The sequence below is a fragment of the Streptomyces sp. NPDC058284 genome (assembly GCF_042881135.1).
Lineage (GTDB): Bacteria > Actinomycetota > Actinomycetes > Streptomycetales > Streptomycetaceae > Streptomyces.
Genome location: NZ_JBHVYE010000007.1, coordinates 1 through 21446 on the forward strand (window position 1 = coordinate 1; position 21446 = coordinate 21446).

A 21446-nucleotide genomic window follows, 5' to 3' on the forward strand; every position below is an offset into this window, starting at 1 on the left:
TGCGGAGCATGCCCTGCGGGCTTGCGTCGCTTGCTGTAATCGATGGCCATCGCGTCCCCTGAGCTGGGGTGTTGCAACGACCACTAGAACTCAAGGATGGTGGGGGCCCATTCGCTTGCGTACGGCAGACTCAGACAGGTACCGACAGACTCAGACTCAGACGGTCCGGAACGCCAGGACGACGTTGTGGCCGCCGAAGCCGAACGAGTCGTTCAGCGCCGCGATCCTGCCCTCGGGCAGCGGGCGGGCCGTGTCACGGATGACATCGGCGTCCACCTCGGGGTCGAGGTTCTCGATGTTGATCGTCGGCGGGGCGATGCGGTGCTTCAGCGCGAGGACCGTGGCCACGGTCTCCACGCCGCCCGCGCCGCCGAGCAGGTGACCCGTCATCGACTTGGTGCTGGCGATCGCCATGTGGTCGACGTCGTCGCCGAACGCCTTGCGCAGCGCCTTGATCTCCGCGACGTCACCCTGCGGCGTCGAGGTCGCGTGCGCGTTCACATGCACGACCTCGGCGGGCTTCAGGTCCGTCGTGTCGATCAGGTTGTGCAGCGCCGCGGCGATGCCGTTGCCGGACGGCTCGGGCTGCGTGATGTGGTGGGCGTCGGCCGAGATGCCCTGGCCGACGGCCTCCGCGTAGATCTTCGCGCCGCGGGCCTTGGCGTGCTCCTCGGACTCGAGGACGATCACGCCGGCGCCCTCGCCGAGCACGAAGCCGTTGCGGTCGGCGTCGTAGGGACGCGAGGCGCCCTGCGGGTCGTCGTTGTTCTTCGACATCGCCATCATGTTGCCGAACGCGACGATCGGCAGCGGGTGGATCGCCGCCTCCGTGCCGCCCGCGACGACGACGTCGGCGCGGCCGGTGCGGATCATCTCCACGGCGTAACCGATGGCCTCCGCGCCCGAGGCGCAGGCCGACACCGGGGTGTGGACGCCCGCCTGGGCACCCAGCTCGATGCCGACGTTGGCCGCCGGGGAGTTGGGCATCAGCATCGGCACGGTGTGCGGGGAGACGCGGCGTACGCCCTTCTCCTTGAGCACGTCGTACTGGTCGAGCAGGGTGGTCACGCCGCCGATGCCGGAGGCGATGACCGCGCCGAGGCGGTGCGGGTCCACGGAGGAGTCCTCGCCCGCCTTGGCGGTGTAGCCGGCGTCCGCCCAGGCCTCCTTGGCCGCGATCAGCGCGAACTGCGCCGAACGGTCCAGCTTGCGGGCCTGCGGCCGGGGAATGATCTCGCCCGGCTCCACGGCGATCTGACCGGCGATGCGGACGGGCAGCTCGGCTGCCCAGTCCTGCTCCAGCGCGCTGACGCCGGAGCGGCCCGCGAGCAGGCCCTCCCACGTCGACGCGGCGTCGCCACCCAGCGGTGTGGTTGCGCCGATACCGGTGACGACCACGGTGCGATTGGTCGAGTTCACAGGAAATTTCTCCACGATGTTGAGGGGATCAGCGGCGCCACCGCCGGGTGGCGACAGAGCAGACAGAGCTGGGTCAGTTCTGGTGCTCGAGGATGTACTTGGTCGCGTCGCCGACCGTCTTGAGGTTCTTGACGTCGTCGTCCGGGATCTTGACGTCGAAGCGCTCTTCGGCGGCGACGACGACCTCGACCATGGACAGCGAGTCGACGTCCAGGTCGTCGGTGAAGGACTTGTCCAGCTGGACGTCCTCGACCGGGATGCCGGCGATCTCGTTCACGATCTCCGCGAGACCGGCGACGATCTCTTCCTGAGTGGCGGCCATGTTGGCGCTCCTTCTTATGTATCCAGAGGGTGTGGCGCCCGCCGCGGCAGCGGCAGGTTGGTTTTACAGCCGTACGGACCGGGTGATCCGGACGGTATGCCTAGGGGAGGGTAACGACCGTGGCGGCGTACACGAGACCCGCCCCGAAGCCGATGACGAGCGCGGTGTCGCCGCTCTTCGCCTCGCCGGTCGCCAGGAGCCGCTCCATTGCGAGCGGGATCGAGGCGGCCGAGGTGTTGCCGGTGGTGCGCACGTCACGGGCGACCGTGACATGTTCCGGCAGTTTCAGAGTCTTCACCATCGAGTCGATGATCCGCTCGTTGGCCTGGTGCGGAATGAAGACATCCAGGTCGTCCGCGGTGATTCCGGCCGCGTCCAGCGCCTGCTGGGCGACCTTCGCCATCTCGAACACGGCCCAGCGGAAGACCGCCTGGCCCTCCTGCGTGATCGCAGGGAACTTGGCGGGCGCACCGCCGTTGCGGTACACCTCCCAGGATTCGGTCTGCTTGATCGTCTCGGCCTTGTCGCCCTCCGAGCCCCAGACCGTCGGGCCGATCATCGGCTCCTTGGCGGGGCCCACGATCACGGCGCCCGCGCCGTCACCGAAGAGGAACGCCGTCGCACGGTCGTGCAGGTCGGTGAGGTCGCTCAGCCGCTCCACGCCGATCACCAGGACGTACTCCGCGGAGCCGTCGACGACCATGCCCTTGGCCAGCGTCAGGCCGTAGCCGAAGCCCGCGCAGCCCGCGGAGATGTCGAACGCGGCGGGCTTGCCCGCGCCGATCTTGTCCGCGATCTCGGTCGCGATGGCCGGGGTCTGCTTGAAGTGCGAGACGGTGGAGACGACCACGGCACCGATCTGCGCGGGCGTGATGCCGGCGTCGGCGATCGCCTTGCCCGCCGCCTCCACGGACATCGCGGCCACGGTCTCCTCGTCGGAGGCCCAGTGGCGGGTCGCGATGCCGGAGCGGGAGCGGATCCATTCGTCGGACGAGTCGATCGTCTCCAGGATCACCTCGTTCGGCACGACGCGCGTGGGACGGTAACCGCCGACACCCATGATCCGCGCGTACGGATGGCCCTGACTGGCCTTGATCTTCGACATGCGCTACGGCTCCTTGTCAGCTCTCGGCTAGGAATGCTCGGCGACGAGCGCACGGGCCGCGTCGAGATCATCGGGGGTCTTCACCGCGAGCGTCGTGACGCCCGGCAGGGCGCGCTTGGCGAGACCGGTGAGGGTGCCGCCGGGGCACACCTCGATCAGCGCCGTTACGCCCATCTCCTTGAAGGTCTCCATGCACAGGTCCCAGCGGACCGGGTTGGCGACCTGGCCGACCAGGCGGGAGATCACTTCGGTGCCGTCGGCGACCGTCCTGCCGTCGCGGTTGGAGACGTAGGCGAAGCGCGGGTCGGCGACGACGAGGTCCTTGGCGGCCTCCTCCAGCGCGGCCACCGCGGGCGCCATGTGCTCGGTGTGGAACGCGCCCGCGACCTTGAGGGCGATCACCTTGCGGACGCCCTCGGGCTTGTCCTCCGCGAGGGCGGCGAGCTGCTCCAGGGTGCCCGCGGCGACGATCTGGCCCGCGCCGTTCACGTTCGCCGGGGTCAGGCCGAGCTTCTCCAGGTGCGGGACGGTGACCTCGGGGTCGCCGCCGAGCAGCGCGGCCATGCCGGTCTCGGTGACCGCGGCGGCCTCAGCCATGGCGAGGCCGCGCCTGCGCACGAGACGCAGCGCGTCGTCGTCACCGAGCACACCTGCGTACGCGGCGGCGGTGATCTCACCGACGCTGTGTCCGGCGACGGCGCCCGGCGTGATGTCACCGAGTGCCGCGGCGGAGAGCAGTCCGGCGGCCACGAGCAGCGGCTGGGCCACCGCGGTGTCGCGGATGGCGTCCGCGTCGGCCTGGGTGCCGTAGTGGGCGAGGTCGAGCCCGATGGCGTCGGACCAGGCGGCGAGGCGGTCGGCGGCGCCGGGGAGGTCGAGCCAGGGGGTCAGGAAGCCGGGCGACTGAGCGCCTTGGCCGGGAGCGACGAGTACGAGCACTCTTACACTCTCTCTTGTGGACGGTGGGGGCCGCCCGTGGGGACAGGGACGAAGAACGGCTGGGGGAATTGTAGGGGGCCGACAAAACCCTACGACTGAGGATCCGCGTCGGCCAGACGCCCCAGGATGAGGGCGATGCGCAGCGTGAAAGCGGAGCGCACATCGGAAGGTGACCAGCCGGTGACGTCAGTCACACGTCGGAGCCGGTAGCGCACGGTATTGGGGTGGACGAAGAGCATCCGGGCCGCGCCTTCGAGGCTGCTCGCCTGCTCCAGATAGACGCTGAGCGTCTCCAGGAGCGCGGAGCCCGCCTCCTCCAGCGGTCTGTAGATCTCCTCCACCAACTGGACGCGGGCCGCCGGATCCCCCGCCATGGCGCGCTCCGGCAGCAGATCGTCCGCGAGGACGGGGCGCGGGGCGTCCTGCCAGGCGGCGCACGCCTTGAGGCCGGCGGCCGCGGCCTGTGCCGAGCGGGTCGCGGCGAGCAGGTCGGGGACGATCGGCCCGGCCACCACGGGCCCGGCCGCGTACGGCCCGATCAGCGACTTCGCCACGTGCAGCGGATTGTCGTTGCCGCCCGCGATGACGACCAGGCGGGTGCCGAGCACACCGGTGAGGACCTGGAGCTTCGCGTGCCGGGCGGCGCGGCGGATGGCCTCCACGGTGAGCTCGCTGTCGCCGTCGGGTGCGGTGCCGAGGACCACGCAGACGTGCTCGGGGGAGTTCCATCCGAGGGCGGCGGCGCGTGAGACGGCGCCCTCGTCGGCCTCCCCGGAAAGCACCGCGTTGACGACCAGCGACTCAAGGCGGGCGTCCCAGGCACCGCGTGCCTCGGCGGCCTGGGCGTACACCTGCGCGGTGGCGAAGGCGATCTCACGGGCGTAGACGAGGAGGGCCTCACGCAGCACCGACTCGTCGCCGGGCGCCGCGACCTCGTCGATCGCGGACTCCATCACCTCGATCGTCGTACGCACCATCTCCACCGTCTGGCGCAGGGTGATCGCCCTGGTCAGCTCGCGGGGGGCGGTGCCGAAGACGTCGGTGGAGATGGCCTGGGGCGCGTCCGGGCGCCGGAACCACTCGGTGAACGCGGCGATACCGGCCTGCGCGACCAGGCCGATCCAGGAGCGGTTCTCCGGCGGCATCGCCCGGTACCAGGACAGCGTCTCGTCCATCCGCGCGATGGCCTGCGCCGCCAGGCTCCCGGACGACTTCTCCAGGCGCTTCAGGGTCGCGGCGTGGGCGTGAGCGGTCCGGCGGGCGTCCCGACCGGGCTCCCGGTGGGGCTCCTGGGACTCCTGCGGGGTTTCGTTCGCTGAGGGTTCGGGCACGGGACAAGACTGCCTTATCGGGACGGGGACGTGCGGTGCCGGGGCCCGCACAGGCCCTACCGTGGGGTACGTGATTGATGTACGGCGCTCCGGCGACCGGTACCGCGGCGGGGAGAGCGCGGCCGGTATCGAGTCCTTCCACGCCCTGTCCTTCGGGCCGCACTACGACCCCGACAACCTCCGCTTCGGCGCGATCCTGGCCTGCAACGAAGAGCGTCTGGCGCCCGGCGCGGGCTTCGACGAACACCCGCACAGCCACACCGAGATCGTGACCTGGGTGATCGAGGGGGAGCTGACCCACCGCGACTCGACGGGCCACGAGTCGCTGGTCCGCCCCGGCGACGTACAGCACCTGTCCGCCGCGGGCGGCGTCCGCCACGTCGAACGCAACGACGGCCCGGCCCCTCTGGTCTTCGTCCAGATGTGGCTGGCCCCGCTCACCCCGGGCGGCGACCCCTCCTACGAGGTGGTCCGCGGCATCGCCGACTCGACCCCGTACGCGGTACCGGCCGCGGGCGCCCTGCTGCACGTACGACGCCCGACGGCGGGCGAGCGCCTGGCACTCCCGGACGCACCGTACATATACGTACACGTGGCAACCGGCGAGCTGACCCTGGCCGACGACCGTTTGGGCCCGGGCGACTCGGCACGGATCACCGAGGAAACGAGCCCGGAAGGCCTGGCATCAGCCGACACGACACTGCTGATCTGGGAGATGACGAGCGCCTCTTAGAGCCTGTCTTTGAACCCCCGCCTGCGCCCCGGCGCCCGGCACGCACGCTCGGCGCACGGAGCCCCAGGACAGGTGGCTCCGCCACATGACCTGGCACTCCGCACACCGATCGCACGCACCGAACACCGCTGCGCCCGCGCTTCGCGCGGACGACGGGGGTTCAAAGACAGGCTCTGAGGGCGCAGTCAGGGGCGCGGGGAACTGCGCGACCAGCCGAATGCGGCCCGCACCCGGCAAGCAACCGCCCCGCCACGGCGAGTGGCCGCCTCACCCACTCCCCTCGGAGAGCACCGCATCGGTGAACCCGGGCCACACCTCCACCGCCCACGGCCCGAAGGGCCGGTCCGTGAGCGCCACGCAGGCCATCCCCGCGTCCGGGTCGACCCACAGGAACGTGCCCGCCTGCCCGAAGTGCCCGAACGTCCGCGGCGAGGACGAACTTCCCGTCCAGTGCGGCGCCTTGGAGTCCCGGATCTCGAACCCGAGCCCCCAGTCGTTGGGGTTCTGATGCCCGTACCCCGGCAGCACACCCTTGAGGCCAGGGAACGTCACGGTCATCGCCGCGGCCACGGTCCGCGCGTTGAGCAGCCGCGGAGCCTGCACCTCCGCCGCGAACCGCACCAGGTCGTCGACGGTCGACACCCCGTCCTTGGCGGGCGAGAGGTCACCTTTGAGCGAGGTCGACGTCATCCCCAGCGGCACCAGGACCGCTTGCCGCAGGTACTCGTCGAAGGGAATGTCCGTCGCCTTCGCGATGTGGTCGCCCAGCACCTCGAACCCCGCGTTCGAGTACAGCCGCCGGGTGCCCGGCGCCGACGTCGTGCGGTGTTCGTCGAACGCGAGCCCGCTGGTGTGCGCGAGCAGGTGCCGGACCGTCGACCCCTCGGGCCCGGCGGGCTCGTCGAGCTCCACGGCCCCCTCCTCGTACGCGACGAGGGCCGCGTACGAGGCGAGGAGCTTGGTGACCGACGCGAGGGCGAAACGCCGGTCGGTCGGTCCGTGGGTCCCGGCCACCGTGCCGTCCGCGCGGACGACGGCGGCGGCAGCGGTGGGGACCGGCCAGTTCTCGATCAACGCCAGGCTCTGCATGGCTCCGAGCCTAAGCGTTCCTACAGGTTCAGCCGCATCGAGGGGTCGGGCTTGCGGACGAAGCCGAGCGACGCGTAGAGCGGCTCCGCCTCCCGTGACGCGTTGAGGTCCACGCCGGCGACCCCGCGCTCGCGGAACCAGTCGAGCAGCGCCTCCATGGCCGCCCGCGCGTGCCCCTTGCGCCGCTGGTCCGGGTCGGTGGCGACGCTGAAGACGCAGCCGACCCGGCCGTGCGGATTGCCCGCCCGCCCGATCCGGTACTCGACCGTCCCCGCCACCAGCGCCGCGAGTCCGCCGAGCCGCTCCGGACGGTCGACGACGAACGCGGCGAAGTCTCCGTCGCTCTCCGCGAGCCTGCGCCGCAGGGTCGGCAGCGACTCGGCATGCCAACCGGTGTCGGACGGGCCCCCGGAGCGCGCGGTGAAGACCGAGTCGATCATCACCTGCCGCAGCCGGATCAGTTCCTCGGCATCCTCCGGCGTGGCACGGCGTACAAGGCTCATGCCCGGGACCGTAGCGACCAAGAGATGAGACGTCTCCCGCTTTTCACCGAATCCGGTTGCCTGGAGTGCACTCCAAGGTCATAGCGTGAGGGGCATGACGGTGATGGAGACCAGGACCGTGCAGGCCCGCCCCGCCAGCTGCGCCGGGGCGCCCGGCGCACACCCGAGCCCGAACGGGCAGGACCACTACACGATCAGCGAAGTCGCCGCCCACACCGGCCTGAGCGCCTACACGCTGCGGTGGTACGAGCGGATCGGCCTGATGCCGCACATCGACCGCTCCCACACGGGCCAACGCCGCTACCGCAACCGCGACCTGGACTGGCTCGCCCTGGTCGGCAAGTTGCGTCTGACCGGGATGCCGGTGGCGGACATGGTCCGCTACGCGGAGCTGGTGCGCGCGGGCGAGCACACCTTCGGCGAGCGCCAGGAACTCCTGGAGCGGACCCGCCGCGACGTCCGCGACCGCATAGCCGAGCTGCAGGACACCCTCGCCGTCCTCGACTACAAGATCGACCTCTACACGGACGCCGCCCGTAAGGCGCCGGAGCGGACCTGAGGTCCGAGGTCCGAGGTCCGACGCCTGGCGCCTGACGACTGAGGCGTCTCAGAGCTCCGCGAGCAGCTCGGCCTTCTTCATCGTGAACTCGTCGTCCGTGAGCAGACCGGCCTGGTGCAGTTCCCCCAGGTGCCTGATGCGGTCCGCGATGTCCGCGGGATCGCGGCGCACGGACGGCGGCGCGGAGACGCTCGCGCCGACGCCGGCGGAGTTCAGGGCCGGGCCCGACGCCCGGACCGCGGCGAGCACCGACGCGGCGAACGGCAGCGACTCGTGGACCGGGCCGTAGCCGAGACCGAACACGACGGCCGCCGGATCCTGGTCGGCCTGCCCGGGCTGCGCGACGGGGCTGTCGCGGCGCAGCAGCCGGAGATGGCCCTCGAAGAGCTCCGGGGAGCGCCATTCGATGCCGCTCAGGTCGGTGACGAGGAAGCTCTGGTCCCCGGCCTTCCACTTCGCCGACGACGCGCCCGTCCAGAACCAGCGGAAGGACACCGTCTTGCCGTCGAAGGACGCCTTGCCGTCGTACGCCTTGAACTGCAGGGGAGCCTCGGGAGGGGCCACCAGGTAGCGGTCCGCGGGCTCGCCGTCGTCCGGGGGGAGCTGTGCCCGGAGCTCGTCCGCGTAGTACTCGGCGAGCGTCTCGCGTTCGGCGGGCAGCACGAGGCGGTAGGGGTCGCTGCCGTCCTTGAGCTGGCCCCCCGCCGCCTCCATCAGCGGATCGGCACCCGGCTTCGGCACGGCGTGCAGTACCACCGTCCCGCGTTTGCCGGGGGAGAGCGTCACCGCCGCGATCGCCTCAAGGGGGATGCGCCGTTCACCGAGGGCCTGGAAGAGCTTCGGCGTGCGCATTCCCCGTTCGAAGCGGATGAGCACGGAGTCGGACTGGAACTCCCAGGCGGCATGAAATCCGGCCAGTACGTCACCCATGCGGCTCATCGTAGGCGGCACGAGCGCCTCCGTCCCTCCTGCGGCGGGCCGCTGTTTCATCGATTTCTACGCGCGTCAGACCGCTGCCGCGCCGGAAAAACCCTTCCGGCAGGCGTCGTCCGCGCTCGCGCAGCGCACCGAGTCGTATGAACCGGTGCCGATTGCCGCGAAATTGCGCAGGCTCTCGGTGCCCGGCTCGAAATAGCCGGTGTGCCCCCGCGCACCGGCCGCGGACAGCACCCGCGCCCCGAAGCCCGCGGCCACCGGGTCGGCGCCGTGGCCGAGCCCGCCGAATTCCATGTTCGGCACATCCTGGATCCAGTCGTCGCCGTCCCGGGTGGCCCAGATCCGGGCACCCGTACCCAGCTGCGACGCCGAGTCGGCGTGCATGCCGGGACTGCCCGCCACCGCGATGTCGGTGACCCGGGCGGGCAGCTTCCGCGCGGCCACACCGCACACCACGGAGCCGTAGCTGTGGCAGTACAGCGCGACCGGAGTGCGGCCGGGCAGGCCGCGCACCATGGAGTCGAGGCGCTTGGACCCGTCCTCGGCGCGCATGGCCGTGGCCGCGTCCACCCCGATGCCGACGGGCGCGGTGTAGTCGGCCCAGGCGATCACGGCGGTACGCGTGTGGGGGCTCACCGAGCGTTCCGCGCGGTAGAGCGACTTCGCCATGCCCACCGGCGCCGAGTTCTTGCGGAACGTCCGCTCGAACGTCAGTACGTTGGTGTCGACTCCGGGCACGATGACGGATACGCGGCGCGCCTTGTCGAGGTCTCCGAAGACCTCGGCCATCCGGCCGGAGCCCATCGGATCGAAGGCGATGACCTGGCGTTCCGGGCGCATCATGACCCCGAACCGCTTCATCCTGCGCTCGGCCTCCTGCTGCCCCAGCGGGGAGAGGCGGTTGTCGTGCATGCGCTGCCGCTCGATCTTGCGGGCCTGCCCCAGGGCGATGCGGTTCGCGCGATAGCGCAGGGTGGCGGGCGCGCCGTTCATGTTGCCGACCGCGAGGGGGTAGCGGGCGGCGAGGCGGTCGCGCTGCCGCGCGTCGAGCGAGGCGAAGAAGCGGGCGAGCCGGGCGGCGGACGCGTCGGTGTCGGGCAGCGCCCGCCCGCCGATGTGCCCGTGCTCCCAGGCGGCGCGTGCGGCCACGAGAGGCGAGGCGTCGCCCTTGTTGTGGCGCACGGCGGTCCAGCCCGTGGTCGCCAGCATGACGAACACGACGGCGAGGGCGAGCAGGGCGCGCCAGGCGTTGAGTTGAGGGGAGGAGTCGAAGGAAGTCACTACGGAACACCCTAGGAGAACCGTGATGCCTACCGTGCATCGCGTGAGGCAGATCACGTTTCTTGACGGGTAATTGGGGCAAAGCGGGCGCATATTGAGTCATTAGGTCACACTCCGTAGACGGCATTTGTGCATGCTGCGGCAGAAATGATCGTGACTCGGCGTGCGTGCGCCGCGGCTCAACGTGTGGACGCGTCCCGAGCGTTGGACGGTTCCGCCGCCTTGGGCCGGGACCGGGGCGCGTGCCAGTCCTCCGCGAGGGCGGGCCCCAGGTGGTCGAGGTACTTCTCGGTGAGCTCCCTGATCGATTGCAGGCTGGCGTCCTCTCCGGTGCCCCACAGGCGCCCGGTGACCCGCATGACGCCGCTCAGGGCGGCCACCGCCACCCGGGGGCGCGGATCGCTGTCCAGGTCGAGCCCCTCGCGCTCGGCGATGACGCGGGCGACCTCCTCCTCCATCTCGATGGAGCGCCGCAGGTGTACGGCGAGCAGGGAGGGCGTCGACTCGATCATCCGGTAGGTGCGCATGTGGAGTTCGACCGGGACGACCTCCTCGATGGACTGGCCCATCGCCTCCCAGGCGCCGAGGACGGCGCCGCGCAGGGCCGTCAGCGGGGCCTCGTGGGCCGGTCGGTCGCGCACCGCCCGGACGAACCGCGCCTCCACCATCTCCTGGACCGCGAAGGCGGCCTCCTGCTTGTTGGCGAAGTACCGGAAGAACGTGCGCTGGGAGACGTCGACGGCCTCGGCGATCTCGTCGACGGTCGTCTCCTCGTACCCCTGGGTCGTGAAGAGTTCGAGCGCCACGCGCAGCAGGGCGTTCCGGGTGCGCTGCTTCTTGCGCTCGCGCAGTCCCGGTCTCGGGGGTCCGGCGGACGCGTCCGGGGCCTCAAGGTGTGCCGCCGGGGTGTCCGTCACTCGCTGCGTGGTCTTCACGCCATGGCCCTCTTCCCTGCCGTTTTCCCAGTTCACCTTACCGGTGAGCCACTTGGCAGTGACCGACTAGTGAAATTGTTTGTCAACTGTCAGCCGCTGTCACTAACCTCGAACGCATGACTAGTCAGACCACCGTCGACAAGGCGGACGAGGCACCGGAGCCCGGGCCCGCTCCGGCCCCTGCCAAGGGACTCCGCGGCCACCCCTGGCTGACGCTCTTCGCCGTCGCGATCGGCGTGATGATGGTCGCCCTTGACGGCACCATCGTGGCGATAGCCAACCCGGCCATCCAGAAGGACCTCGGCGCCACCTTCGCCCAAGTGCAGTGGATCACCAACGGGTACTTCCTGGCGCTGGCCGTCGCGCTGATCACCGCGGGCAAGCTCGGTGACCGCTTCGGGCACCGGCAGACCTTCCTCATAGGCGTGGTCGGCTTCGCCGCCGCCTCGGGCGCCATCGGCCTCTCGGACACCATCCCCCTGGTGGTCGCCTTCCGCGTGCTCCAGGGCCTGTTCGGTGCCCTCCTCATGCCCGCCGCGCTCGGCCTGCTGCGCGCCACGTTCCCGGCCGAGAAGCTCAACATGGCCATCGGCATCTGGGGCATGGTGATCGGCGCCTCCACGGCAGGCGGTCCGATCCTCGGCGGCCTCCTCGTCCAGCACGTCAGCTGGCAGTCCGTCTTCTTCATCAACGTGCCGGTCGGTGTCATCGCCGTCGTGCTCGGCCTGGTCATCCTCAAGGACCACCGCGCCGAGAACGCGCCGAAGTCCTTCGACGTCCTCGGCATCGCACTGCTCTCGGCGGCCATGTTCTGTTTGGTCTGGGCCCTCATCAAGGCCCCGGAGTGGGGCTGGGGCTCCGGCATGACCTGGACGTTCATCGGCGCCTCCGTACTGAGCTTCGTGCTCTTCGCGGCGTGGGAGACGAAGGTAAAGGAACCACTCATTCCGCTGGCCCTGTTCCGCTCCGTGCCGCTCTCCGCGGGCGTGGTCCTGATGGTGCTCATGGCCATCGCCTTCATGGGTGGCCTCTTCTTCGTCACCTTCTACCTGCAGAACGTGCACGGGATGAGCCCCGTGGACAGCGGTCTGCACCTGCTGCCGCTCACCGGCATGATGATCGTCGGCTCGCCGCTGGCGGGCGCCATGATCACCAAGGTGGGGCCGCGCATTCCGCTGGCGGGCGGCATGCTGTGCACTGCCGTCGCCATGTACGGCATGTCCACGCTGGAGGCGGGCACGGGCAGCGGCCTCATGTCGCTCTGGTTCGCGCTCCTCGGCCTCGGTCTCGCGCCGGTGATGGTCGGCGCCACCGAGGTCATCGTGGGCAACGCGCCGATGGAGCTCTCCGGCGTCGCAGGCGGTCTCCAGCAGGCCGCGATGCAGATCGGCGGCAGCCTCGGCACGGCCGTGCTCGGCGCCGTCATGGCGTCGAAGGTCGACAGCGACCTGCCGGGCAACTGGACCGCGGCCAAGCTCCCGCCGCTCAGCGAGGCCCAGCTCGACAAGGCCGCGGAGGCCGTCCAGGTCGGCGTGGCGCCCGTCCCGCCGAAGGCCCCGGCGCCGGTCGCCGACCAGATCACCTCGGTCGCGCACGAGACCTTCATGTCGGGCATGGGCCTGGCCTGCCTGGTCGCCACCGGAGTCGCCGCGGTCGCCGTCTTCGTCGCGTTCCTGACGAAGCGGGGCGTCAACGCCGAGGCGGGCGCGGGCGTGGGCCACATCTGACACGTCCGGCACGCGGCACGTCCGGCACGCGGCACGTCCGGCACGCGGCACGTCCGGCACGCGACAGGAGTGAGCTGTCAGGGAAAGCCCCTCAGGGACAATCTGGGGGGCTTTCGCCTATCAGGGTGACGCACCTTCGCACCCCTTCCGACGGCCCGGCCCGCGGGTCCACAGTTCGGAGAGAAGATCCGCGGTGCGCAGCGAGGACCTGCGCAACCGCGCCACATCACACGGGGGTTGAAGAGATGCGTACGACCATGCCCACGACCGTCATGGCAGCCGCACTGGCCGCGGTCATCCTCACGCCCGCACACGCCGGGGCCGCCGCACCGCCCACGCTCGGCGGCTGCGGGCCGGGCGAGCTCTGCCTGTGGGAGCGGGCGGAGTTCCACGGCACCCGTCAGGTGTACGAGCTGGCGGGGATCGACATCGAGAGCTGCGTCGCGCTGCCGGAGGGGGGCAGCGCGCAGGCTCTCGCCAACCGCACGGGACGGCCGGTCACCGCGTACCAATCGGCGGAGTGCGCCGAGACCGGTGAGTTCAACACCTATCCGGGCAGCGGCACCTGGGCGCCCCGAACCCCGTATCAGGTAAGGGCGTTCAAGGTCTGGGAGAGGTGAACCGGGGTACTCGTGACGGCACACCACGCGCAAGAGCCCCGGCTCACGCGGCCGTACGTGGTCGCGGAGCCGGCCGGATCGCGCGGGGTCGGGAATTGATGCCGAAGGGCGACGGGCCACCGGCCCGCCGCCCTCCGGAATCGCTCCGAGCTACGCGTCGCCGCCGGCCGCGCCCGGGTCGGCAGCCGTGACGTCGAGGAGCTGGTAGCGGTCGATCGCCTGCTTCAGGACGGAGCGGTCGACCTTGCCCTCACGCGCCAGCTCGGTCAGCACGCCGACCACGATCGACTGCGCGTCGATGTGGAAGAAGCGACGGGCCGCGCCGCGCGTGTCGGCGAAACCGAAGCCGTCCGCGCCCAGCGACTGGTACGTGCCGGGCACCCAGCGGGAGATCTGGTCGGGGACGCTCCGCATCCAGTCGGAGACGGCCACGAACGGGCCCTCGGCGCCGGACAGCTTCCGCGTGACGTACGGGACGCGCTGCTCCTCCTCGGGGTGCAGGAGGTTGTGGCGCTCCACCTCGACCGCCTCGCGGCGCAGCTCGTTCCAGGAGGTCGCCGACCAGACGTCCGCCTTGACGTTCCACTCCGCGGCGAGGATCTGCTGCGCCTCGACCGCCCACGGCACCGCGACGCCGGAGGCGAGGATCTGGGCCGGGATGGCGCCCTGCGCACCGGGCTTGACGCGGTGGATGCCCTTGAGGATGCCCTCGACGTCGGCGTCGGCGGGCTCGGCCGGGTGCTGGATCGGCTCGTTGTAGACGGTGAGGTAGTAGAAGACGTCCTCACTGTCGGGGCCGTACATCCGGCGCAGCCCGTCCCTGACGATGTGTGCGATCTCGTACCCGTACGCCGGGTCGTAGGCGACGCAGGCCGGGTTCGTCGACGCGAGCAGCTGCGAGTGGCCGTCCGCGTGCTGCAGGCCCTCGCCGGTCAGCGTCGTGCGGCCGGCGGTCGCGCCGAGGACGAAGCCGCGGGCGAGCTGGTCGGCCATCTGCCAGAACTGGTCGCCGGTGCGCTGGAAACCGAACATCGAGTAGAAGACGTAGACCGGGATCAGCGGCTCGCCGTGGGTGGCGTAGGCCGAACCGGCGGCGATGAGGGACGCCGTGCAGCCCGCCTCGGAGATGCCGTCGTGCAGCATCTGGCCCGTCGGCGACTCCTTGTAGGCGAGGAGGAGCTCGCGGTCCACGGACTCGTACTGCTGGCCGAGCGGGTTGTAGATCTTCGCGCTCGGGAAGAACGCGTCCATGCCGAAGGTGCGGTACTCGTCGGGGGCGATCAGCACGAAGCGCTTGCCGATCTCCTTGTCCCGCATGAGGTCCTTCAGGATGCGGACGAACGCCATGGTGGTGGCGATCGACTGCTGCCCCGAACCCTTCTTCGCGGCCGCGTACGCCTTGTCCTCGGGCAGCGGCAGCGGCTTGGCGCGCACCACACGGGTCGGGACATAGCCGCCCAGGCTCCTGCGGCGGTCGTGCATGTACTGGATCTCTTCGGAGTCGCGGCCCGGGTGGTAGTACGGCGGGGCACCCTCCTCGAGCTGCTTGTCCGTGATCGGGATGTGCAGCCGGTCGCGGAAGCCCTTGAGGTCGTCGACCGTCAGCTTCTTCATCTGGTGCGTGGCGTTGCGGCCCTCGAAGTTCGGGCCGAGCGTCCAGCCCTTGACCGTCTGGGCGAGGATCACCGTCGGCTGGCCCTTGTGGGCCTTGGCCGCCGAGAACGCCGCGAAGATCTTCTTGTGGTCGTGACCGCCGCGGCCCAGGTGCAGGATCTGGTCGTCGGTCATGTTCTCGACCATGGCGCGCAGCCGCTGGTCCTCGCCGAAGAAGTGGTCGCGGATGTAGGCGCCGGTCTCGGTGGCGTACGTCTGGAACTGGCCGTCGGGCGTCGTGTTCAGCTTGTTGACCAGGATGCCGTCGCGGTCCTGGGCGAGCAGCGGGTCCCAGCTGCGGTCCCAGACCAGCTTGATGACGTTCCATCCGGCGCCGCGGAACTGCGACTCCAGCTCCTGGATGATCTTGCCGTTGCCGCGCACCGGGCCGTCCAGGCGCTGCAGGTTGCAGTTGACGACGAAGGTGAGGTTGTCCAGGCCCTCGCGGGCGGCGATGGAGAGCTGGCCGAGCGACTCGGGCTCGTCCATCTCGCCGTCGCCGAGGAACGCCCAGACGTGCGACTTGGAGGTGTCGGCGATGGACCGCGCCTCCATGTAGCGGTTCATCCGCGCCTGGAAGATCGCGCCGAGCGGGCCGAGGCCCATGGAGACCGTCGGGAACTCCCAGAAGTCCGGCATCAGGCGCGGGTGGGGGTAGGACGAGAGCCCGTTGGGTGCCTTGGACTTCTCCTGCCGGAACGCGTCGAGCTGCGGCTCGGAGAGCCGGTCGAGGAGGAAGGCGCGGGCGTAGATGCCGGGGGAGGCGTGCCCCTGGAAGAAGATCTGGTCGCCGCCGTCGCCCTCGTCCTTGCCGCGGAAGAAGTGGTTGAAGCCCACGTCGTAGAGCGAGGCGGAGGAGGCGAAGGTGGCGATGTGGCCGCCGACGCCGATCCCGGGGCGCTGGGCGCGGGAGACCATCACCGCGGCGTTCCAGCGGGTGGCGTTCAGGACCTTGCGTTCGATCTCCTCGTTGCCGGGGAAGAACGGCTCGTCCTTGGTGGCGATGGTGTTGACGTAGTCCGTACTGCGCATCTCGGGCACGGCGACGCGCTTCTCGCGCGCGCGTTCGATCAGTCGGAGCATCAGGTAACGGGCCCGCTCGCGTCCGCGTTCATCGACCGCGGCGTCAAGGGAGTCGAGCCACTCCTGGGTCTCTTCGGGATCGAAGTCCGGGACCTGACTCGGCAGGCCGCCAATGATGATCGGGTTGCGATCGGATCCGGAAGCCACGCTGTTCCTTCGCTGTCGGGGCTCTCGCCTGGGTTTGCCTGGCCGTGCACCGCTCCCCATCGTGTACCGCGTGCACACGTTCGTCATGTCTACCGAGAGGTAACCGAGACGTTCATCCGCCGTCCCTGGGGTAGGCTCGGCCCAAATCGCAACGATACGCCCATCCTGTCTAACCGCTTCGCAGAGCCGTTCGGCCTCGCACGGATGTGGCGACAGTTGCGGCGACACGGTCGGGAACGTCACCGTTTCGGCGGTCTCGGCGGCCGGGTACTTGCGCGATCGGTCCCGCCCGTGTGGACTACGGCCAACGCCCCGCGCACGCGCGTGGCTGACAGGCATTCCCAAAAACATGATCAGGAGGCAATCCGTGAGCGCGACCGCGGACCACGCGGAGACGAACCTTGCCGTAAGGCTTGGTTTCCAGCCCGACCAGGTGGTCCAGGAGATCGGCTACGACGACGACGTCGACCAGGAGCTCCGCGAGGCCATCGAGGAGGCCACTGGCACAGAGCTCGTCGACGAGGACTACGACGACGTGGCTGACGCCGTGGTGCTCTGGTTCCGTGATGACGACGGTGACCTGACTGATGCGTTGGTGGATGCCATCGCGTACATGGAGGAGGGCGGCCAGATCCTGCTGCTGACTCCGAAGACCGGTCGTGACGGTTACGTCGAGCCGAGCGAGATCGGCGAGGCGGCCACCACCGCGGGCCTGTCCCAGACCAAGAGCATCAACGCCGGCAAGGACTGGAGCGGCACCCGCCTGGTCACGCCCAAGGCGGCCGCCAAGAAGCGCTAGGCCTCCGCGGCCACAAGAGAAGCGCCGGGCCCGCACGGCCCCAGCGGCAAGAGCCGGAGAACCACCGTGAGGCCCCCGCCGACACATCCGTCGGCGGGGGCCTCACGCACGCGTACGGCGTAGATCGCCGGACGTAGGGTGGACATCACCCGAACAGCCCCGCCCGAAGGGGCCCCGTCGAAGGGATGTGTACTCATGGCGCTCGCTGGAATCGCGACCGGCACCAAGGCCCCGGAATTCGAGCTGAAGGACAACCACGGCCGGACCGTGCGGCTCTCCGACTTCCGCGGCGAGAAGAACGTGGTGCTGCTGTTCTATCCGTTCGCGTTCACCGGCGTGTGCACCGGCGAGCTCTGCGCGCTCCGCGACGAACTGCCGAAGTTCGTCAACGACGACACCCAGCTGCTCGCCGTCTCCAACGACTCCATCCACACGCTGCGCGTCTTCGCCGAGCAGGAGGGCCTGGAGTACCCGCTGGTCTCCGACTTCTGGCCGCACGGCGAGGTCAGCCGCGCGTACGGCGTCTTCGACGAGGAGAAGGGCTGCGCGGTGCGCGGCACCTTCATCATCGACAAGGAGGGCGTGGTGCGCTGGAGCGTCGTCAACGGCCTGCCGGACGCCCGCGACCTGAACGAGTACGTCGAGGCGCTCGAAACGCTCTGACGCGCGCCCGATTCACCTCGCGGGCGGGAACCGGTCACTAGGATCCACACGTTGATCCGATGGCAACGCAACGCTTGGGGCTCCCCGCCCCTGGACACCAATTGGGAGGACTCGTGGGAGTCAGCCTCAGCAAGGGCGGCAACGTATCGCTGAGCAAGGAGGCGCCGGGCCTGACCGCAGTCCTGGTCGGCCTCGGATGGGACGTCCGCACCACCACAGGTACGGACTTCGACCTCGACGCCAGCGCGATCCTGACGAACGCGGAGGGCAAGGTCAGCAATGACAGCAACTTCGTGTTCTTCAACAACCTGAAGAGCCCCGACGGCTCCGTCGAGCACACCGGTGACAACACCACCGGTGAGGGCGAGGGCGACGACGAGGCGATCAAGGTCGACCTGGCCGCGGTCCCCGCCGACGTGGAGAAGATCGTCTTCCCGGTCTCCATCTACGACGCCGAGAACCGCCAGCAGTCGTTCGGCCAGGTCCGCAACGCGTTCATCCGCGTCGTGAACCAGGCGGGCGGCGCCGAGATCGCCCGGTACGACCTCTCCGAGGACGCCTCGACGGAGACCGCCATGGTCTTCGGCGAGCTGTACCGCCACGGCGCCGAGTGGAAGTTCCGCGCGGTCGGCCAGGGCTACGCCTCGGGCCTGCGCGGCATCGCGCAGGACTTCGGCGTCAACGTCTGAGCCGAGCCGCACCCCGCGCTCCGTCGTCCGGCGCCGCACCCACACGAGTGCGGCGCCGGACGCGCTCAGCGCCCCATGCCCCCACCACGCCTCATGTCCCCGCCACCACGGGGACCCGCGCCTCCGCCACCGCGGAAGCGTCAGCTCTCGTCACCTCGGGGAGGATCATCACCATGGGCGTCACACTCGCCAAGGGAGGCAATGTCTCCCTCTCCAAGGCCGCACCCAATCTCACCCAGGTCCTCGTGGGCCTCGGCTGGGACGCGCGCTCCACCACCGGCGCCCCCTTCGACCTCGACGCCAGCGCACTGCTGTGCAACGCGGGCCGGGTCCTCGGCGACGAGTGGTTCATCTTCTACAACAACCTCAAGAGCCCCGACGGCTCCGTCGAGCACACCGGTGACAACCTCACGGGTGAGGGCGACGGCGACGACGAGTCGGTCCTGATCGACCTCTCCAAGGTGCCCGCCGGCTGCGACAAGATCGTCTTTCCCGTCTCGATCCACGAGGCGGACAACCGGGGCCAGACGTTCGGCCAGGTCAGCAACGCGTTCATCCGCGTCGTGAACCAGGCGGACGGCCAGGAACTCGCCCGCTACGACCTCAGCGAGGACGCCTCGTCGGAGACCGCGATGATCTTCGGCGAGGTCTACAGGTACGGGGGCGAGTGGAAGTTCCGTGCGGTCGGACAGGGGTATGCGTCAGGCCTGCGCGGTATCGCTCTAGACTTCGGGGTCAACGTTTCGTAAAGCCGGGGACCGGCGCGGGGGAGACCGCTAATCGGGAGCCCGTACATACACGATTGGGTAGCCAGTGCTTCTGAAAACCTTCGGCTGGTCGTTCGCGGTCACCGCGCTCGGCCTGGTGGCCGCGGTGCTCTACGGGGGGTGGACAGGCTTCGGCATCGTGGCGATCCTGTCCATCCTCGAGATCTCGGTGTCCTTCGACAACGCGGTGGTCAACGCCGGAATCCTGAAGAAGATGAATGCCTTCTGGCAGAAGATCTTCCTCACCGTCGGCGTGCTGATCGCCGTCTTCGGCATGCGGCTCGTCTTCCCCGTCGTGATCGTCGCCATCAGCGCCAAGATCGGTCCGATCGAGGCCGTCCGCCTCGCCTTCAACGAGAAGGACCACTACCAGCAGCTGGTGACCGACGCCCACCCGTCGATCGCCGCCTTCGGTGGCATGTTCCTGCTGATGATCTTCCTCGACTTCATCTTCGAGGACCGGGACATCAAGTGGCTGGGCTGGCTCGAGCGCCCGCTCGCCAAGCTCGGTAAGGTCGACATGCTGTCGGTCTGCATCGCGCTCATCGTGCTCCTGGTCTCCGCGATGACCTTCGCCACCCACGCCCACCAGCACGGCGGCAATCACGTGGACAAGGCGCAGACGGTCCTCATCGCCGGTATCGCCGGTCTGATCACCTACCTCGTGGTCGGCGGACTCTCCGGCTACTTCGAGAACAAGCTGGAGGAGAGCGAGGAGCGCGAGCACGAGGAGGAGGAAGAGGCCAAGCGGTCCGGGAAAAAGGTTCCCGCCGTCGTCATGGCCGGCAAGGCCGCGTTCTTCATGTTCCTCTACCTCGAGGTCCTTGACGCGTCGTTCTCCTTCGACGGCGTGATCGGCGCCTTCGCGATCACGAACGACATCGTCCTGATGGCGCTCGGCCTCGGCATCGGCGCCATGTACGTCCGGTCCCTCACCGTCTACCTGGTGCGCCAGGGCACCCTCGACGACTACGTCTACCTGGAGCACGGCGCGCACTACGCGATCGGCGCCCTCGCCGTGATCCTCCTGGTCACCATCCAGTACGAGATCCACGAGGTCATCACCGGCTCCGTCGGCGTCATCCTCATCGCCTGGTCCTTCGTCTCCTCGATCCTCCGCAACAAGCGCCTCGCGGCGGCCGAGGGGCAGGGTTCGGGTGAGAAGACCGAGGTCTCGTCCGGGGTCTGAGGCTGACTGATTCCCTCGCCGAGCTGTCCGATTCCGGTCCCCGGAGTGTGACGGCGGCCGGGGTGAGGAACGCTCTGTGCGGGGCGGCCGTCGAGGAGATGTCCTCATGGCCGCCCCGTCGGTATTCGCGGCCGGCACCACCGGCCGCCGTAGCCGGGACCACCGGTGTGCGTACGCGGTACAAGAGCAGCACTTGGGGGCGGAATGTCCTTCTGGGACGGTCTGTGGCGTGGGCGTTCGATGGACTTCGAATCGGGCAGCGCCGCCACCAACTCCATCGAACTGACCAAACGGCACCCGACGGTCTCGCTCTCCAAGCAGGGCGCGGCCACGGGCAATCTGCGCGTCAACCTCTCCTGGCAGATGCGCACGTCCGACATCATCGGCAAGCCGGCCCGCAGCGGCGGCCTGCTGCGGCACCCGCTGAAGCTGTTCCAGCCCGACGTGGTGCAGGCGCACACGCAGGGCGTGGTCAACGTCGACCTGGACATCGGCTGCCTGTACGAGCTGACGGACGGCACCAAGGGGGTCGTCCAGCCGCTCGGCAGCTTCTTCGGGAGCCTCAACGCCCCGCCGTTCGTGAAGCTCAGCGGCGACGACCGGTTCGGCTCGCCGTCCGGGGAGACGATCTACATCAACCTGGACCACCGCGAGTCCATCAGGCGGCTCCTGGTCTTCGCCTACATCTACGACCAGACACCGGCCTTCGACCGTACGCACGCGAAGGTCACGCTCTACCCCAGCAACGGGCCGCGGATCGAGATCGACCTGGACGAGCGCCAGCCGCAGGCCCGCTCCTGCGCGGTGTTCACCGTCGAGAACGTCAAGGACGAGCTGATCGTGCGCCGAGAGGTGAAGTTCGTCTACGGATTCCAGGCCGAGCTCGACCGGCTCTACGGCTGGGGCCTGCAGTGGGGCCGCGGCTACAAGTCCAAGGTGGGCTGAGCACCCCGCCCC

General features: G+C 69.6%; 21 protein-coding genes. 10 read left to right on the plus strand and 11 right to left on the minus strand.

Annotated features, from left to right (window positions below; all coding sequences use genetic code 11):
* Positions 1-156 precede the first annotated feature (156 nt).
* From fabF to ACFVYR_RS12185, 5 genes are all read right to left on the minus strand, one after another.
* A complete protein-coding gene (gene fabF, locus ACFVYR_RS12165) occupies positions 157-1419 on the minus strand; it encodes a beta-ketoacyl-ACP synthase II (RefSeq protein WP_384259689.1) in 1263 nt (420 codons plus the stop codon).
* A gap of 73 nt (positions 1420-1492) precedes the next feature.
* Complete coding sequence (locus ACFVYR_RS12170; protein ID WP_030777934.1) at positions 1493-1741, minus strand: acyl carrier protein; 249 nt, start codon at positions 1739-1741, stop codon at positions 1493-1495.
* A gap of 100 nt (positions 1742-1841) precedes the next feature.
* Complete coding sequence (locus ACFVYR_RS12175; RefSeq protein ID WP_384259686.1) at positions 1842-2846, minus strand: ketoacyl-ACP synthase III; 1005 nt, start codon at positions 2844-2846, stop codon at positions 1842-1844.
* A gap of 27 nt (positions 2847-2873) precedes the next feature.
* Positions 2874-3785 (minus strand): ACP S-malonyltransferase, encoded by a 912-nt coding sequence (locus ACFVYR_RS12180; RefSeq protein ID WP_384259684.1) that lies wholly within the window; start codon positions 3783-3785, stop codon positions 2874-2876.
* An 89-nt stretch (positions 3786-3874) separates the two neighbouring features.
* The gene (locus ACFVYR_RS12185; protein WP_384259681.1) at positions 3875-5116 is read right to left on the minus strand and encodes a PucR family transcriptional regulator; all 1242 of its coding nucleotides are present in this window, start codon (positions 5114-5116) and stop codon (positions 3875-3877) included.
* Between the two features lie 70 nt (positions 5117-5186).
* On the opposite strand from ACFVYR_RS12185, the gene ACFVYR_RS12190 reads away from it, so the two are divergent.
* Entirely contained in the window at positions 5187-5849 is a 663-nt protein-coding gene (locus ACFVYR_RS12190; protein ID WP_384259679.1) for a pirin family protein, read from the plus strand.
* Positions 5850-6116: 267 nt separating this feature from the next.
* Here ACFVYR_RS12190 and ACFVYR_RS12195 read toward each other — a convergent pair whose 3' ends face one another.
* Both ACFVYR_RS12195 and ACFVYR_RS12200 read right to left on the minus strand, forming a co-directional pair.
* Entirely contained in the window at positions 6117-6938 is an 822-nt protein-coding gene (locus ACFVYR_RS12195) for a serine hydrolase domain-containing protein (RefSeq protein ID WP_384259676.1), read from the minus strand.
* 20 nt (positions 6939-6958) lie between these two features.
* Positions 6959-7441, minus strand: a complete 483-nt coding sequence (locus ACFVYR_RS12200; RefSeq protein ID WP_384259674.1) for a GNAT family N-acetyltransferase — start codon at positions 7439-7441, stop codon at positions 6959-6961.
* A 94-nt stretch (positions 7442-7535) separates the two neighbouring features.
* Between ACFVYR_RS12200 and ACFVYR_RS12205 the strand changes: the two genes are divergently transcribed.
* Complete coding sequence (locus ACFVYR_RS12205) at positions 7536-8000, plus strand: MerR family transcriptional regulator (RefSeq protein WP_384259671.1); 465 nt, start codon at positions 7536-7538, stop codon at positions 7998-8000.
* Between the two features lie 48 nt (positions 8001-8048).
* Here ACFVYR_RS12205 and ACFVYR_RS12210 read toward each other — a convergent pair whose 3' ends face one another.
* From ACFVYR_RS12210 to ACFVYR_RS12220, 3 genes are all read right to left on the minus strand, one after another.
* Positions 8049-8930, minus strand: coding sequence for a DUF4429 domain-containing protein (locus ACFVYR_RS12210; protein ID WP_384259669.1), 882 nt, complete (start codon positions 8928-8930; stop codon positions 8049-8051).
* Between the two features lie 75 nt (positions 8931-9005).
* A complete protein-coding gene (locus ACFVYR_RS12215; RefSeq protein ID WP_384259666.1) occupies positions 9006-10217 on the minus strand; it encodes an alpha/beta hydrolase in 1212 nt (403 codons plus the stop codon).
* 179 nt (positions 10218-10396) lie between these two features.
* Positions 10397-11134 (minus strand): TetR family transcriptional regulator, encoded by a 738-nt coding sequence (locus ACFVYR_RS12220; protein ID WP_384259698.1) that lies wholly within the window; start codon positions 11132-11134, stop codon positions 10397-10399.
* Between the two features lie 134 nt (positions 11135-11268).
* Between ACFVYR_RS12220 and ACFVYR_RS12225 the strand changes: the two genes are divergently transcribed.
* The gene (locus ACFVYR_RS12225; protein ID WP_384259664.1) at positions 11269-12879 is read left to right on the plus strand and encodes an MFS transporter; all 1611 of its coding nucleotides are present in this window, start codon (positions 11269-11271) and stop codon (positions 12877-12879) included.
* A 245-nt stretch (positions 12880-13124) separates the two neighbouring features.
* Positions 13125-13499 carry a peptidase inhibitor family I36 protein gene (locus ACFVYR_RS12230; RefSeq protein ID WP_384259662.1) on the plus strand — a complete coding sequence of 125 codons (375 nt, stop codon included), beginning with the start codon at positions 13125-13127 and terminating at the stop codon, positions 13497-13499.
* A 150-nt stretch (positions 13500-13649) separates the two neighbouring features.
* Here the strand turns inward: ACFVYR_RS12230 and aceE are convergent, their stop codons facing one another.
* On the minus strand, positions 13650-16382 hold the full coding sequence (gene aceE, locus ACFVYR_RS12235) for a pyruvate dehydrogenase (acetyl-transferring), homodimeric type (RefSeq protein ID WP_384259659.1): 2733 nt from the start codon (positions 16380-16382) through the stop codon (positions 13650-13652).
* A 367-nt stretch (positions 16383-16749) separates the two neighbouring features.
* Between aceE and ACFVYR_RS12240 the strand changes: the two genes are divergently transcribed.
* The 6 genes from ACFVYR_RS12240 (at position 16750) to ACFVYR_RS12265 (ending at position 21434) form a co-directional block, all read left to right on the plus strand.
* Positions 16750-17181 carry a DUF3052 domain-containing protein gene (locus ACFVYR_RS12240; protein ID WP_384259657.1) on the plus strand — a complete coding sequence of 144 codons (432 nt, stop codon included), beginning with the start codon at positions 16750-16752 and terminating at the stop codon, positions 17179-17181.
* Positions 17182-17376: 195 nt separating this feature from the next.
* Positions 17377-17844, plus strand: coding sequence for a peroxiredoxin (locus ACFVYR_RS12245; protein ID WP_384259655.1), 468 nt, complete (start codon positions 17377-17379; stop codon positions 17842-17844).
* A gap of 113 nt (positions 17845-17957) precedes the next feature.
* Positions 17958-18533 (plus strand): TerD family protein, encoded by a 576-nt coding sequence (locus ACFVYR_RS12250; RefSeq protein ID WP_384259652.1) that lies wholly within the window; start codon positions 17958-17960, stop codon positions 18531-18533.
* 173 nt (positions 18534-18706) lie between these two features.
* Positions 18707-19282, plus strand: coding sequence for a TerD family protein (locus tag ACFVYR_RS12255; protein WP_384259650.1), 576 nt, complete (start codon positions 18707-18709; stop codon positions 19280-19282).
* A gap of 64 nt (positions 19283-19346) precedes the next feature.
* Complete coding sequence (locus tag ACFVYR_RS12260) at positions 19347-20489, plus strand: DUF475 domain-containing protein (RefSeq protein ID WP_384259647.1); 1143 nt, start codon at positions 19347-19349, stop codon at positions 20487-20489.
* A gap of 204 nt (positions 20490-20693) precedes the next feature.
* Entirely contained in the window at positions 20694-21434 is a 741-nt protein-coding gene (locus tag ACFVYR_RS12265; RefSeq protein WP_384259645.1) for a Tellurium resistance, read from the plus strand.
* Positions 21435-21446 lie beyond the last annotated feature (12 nt).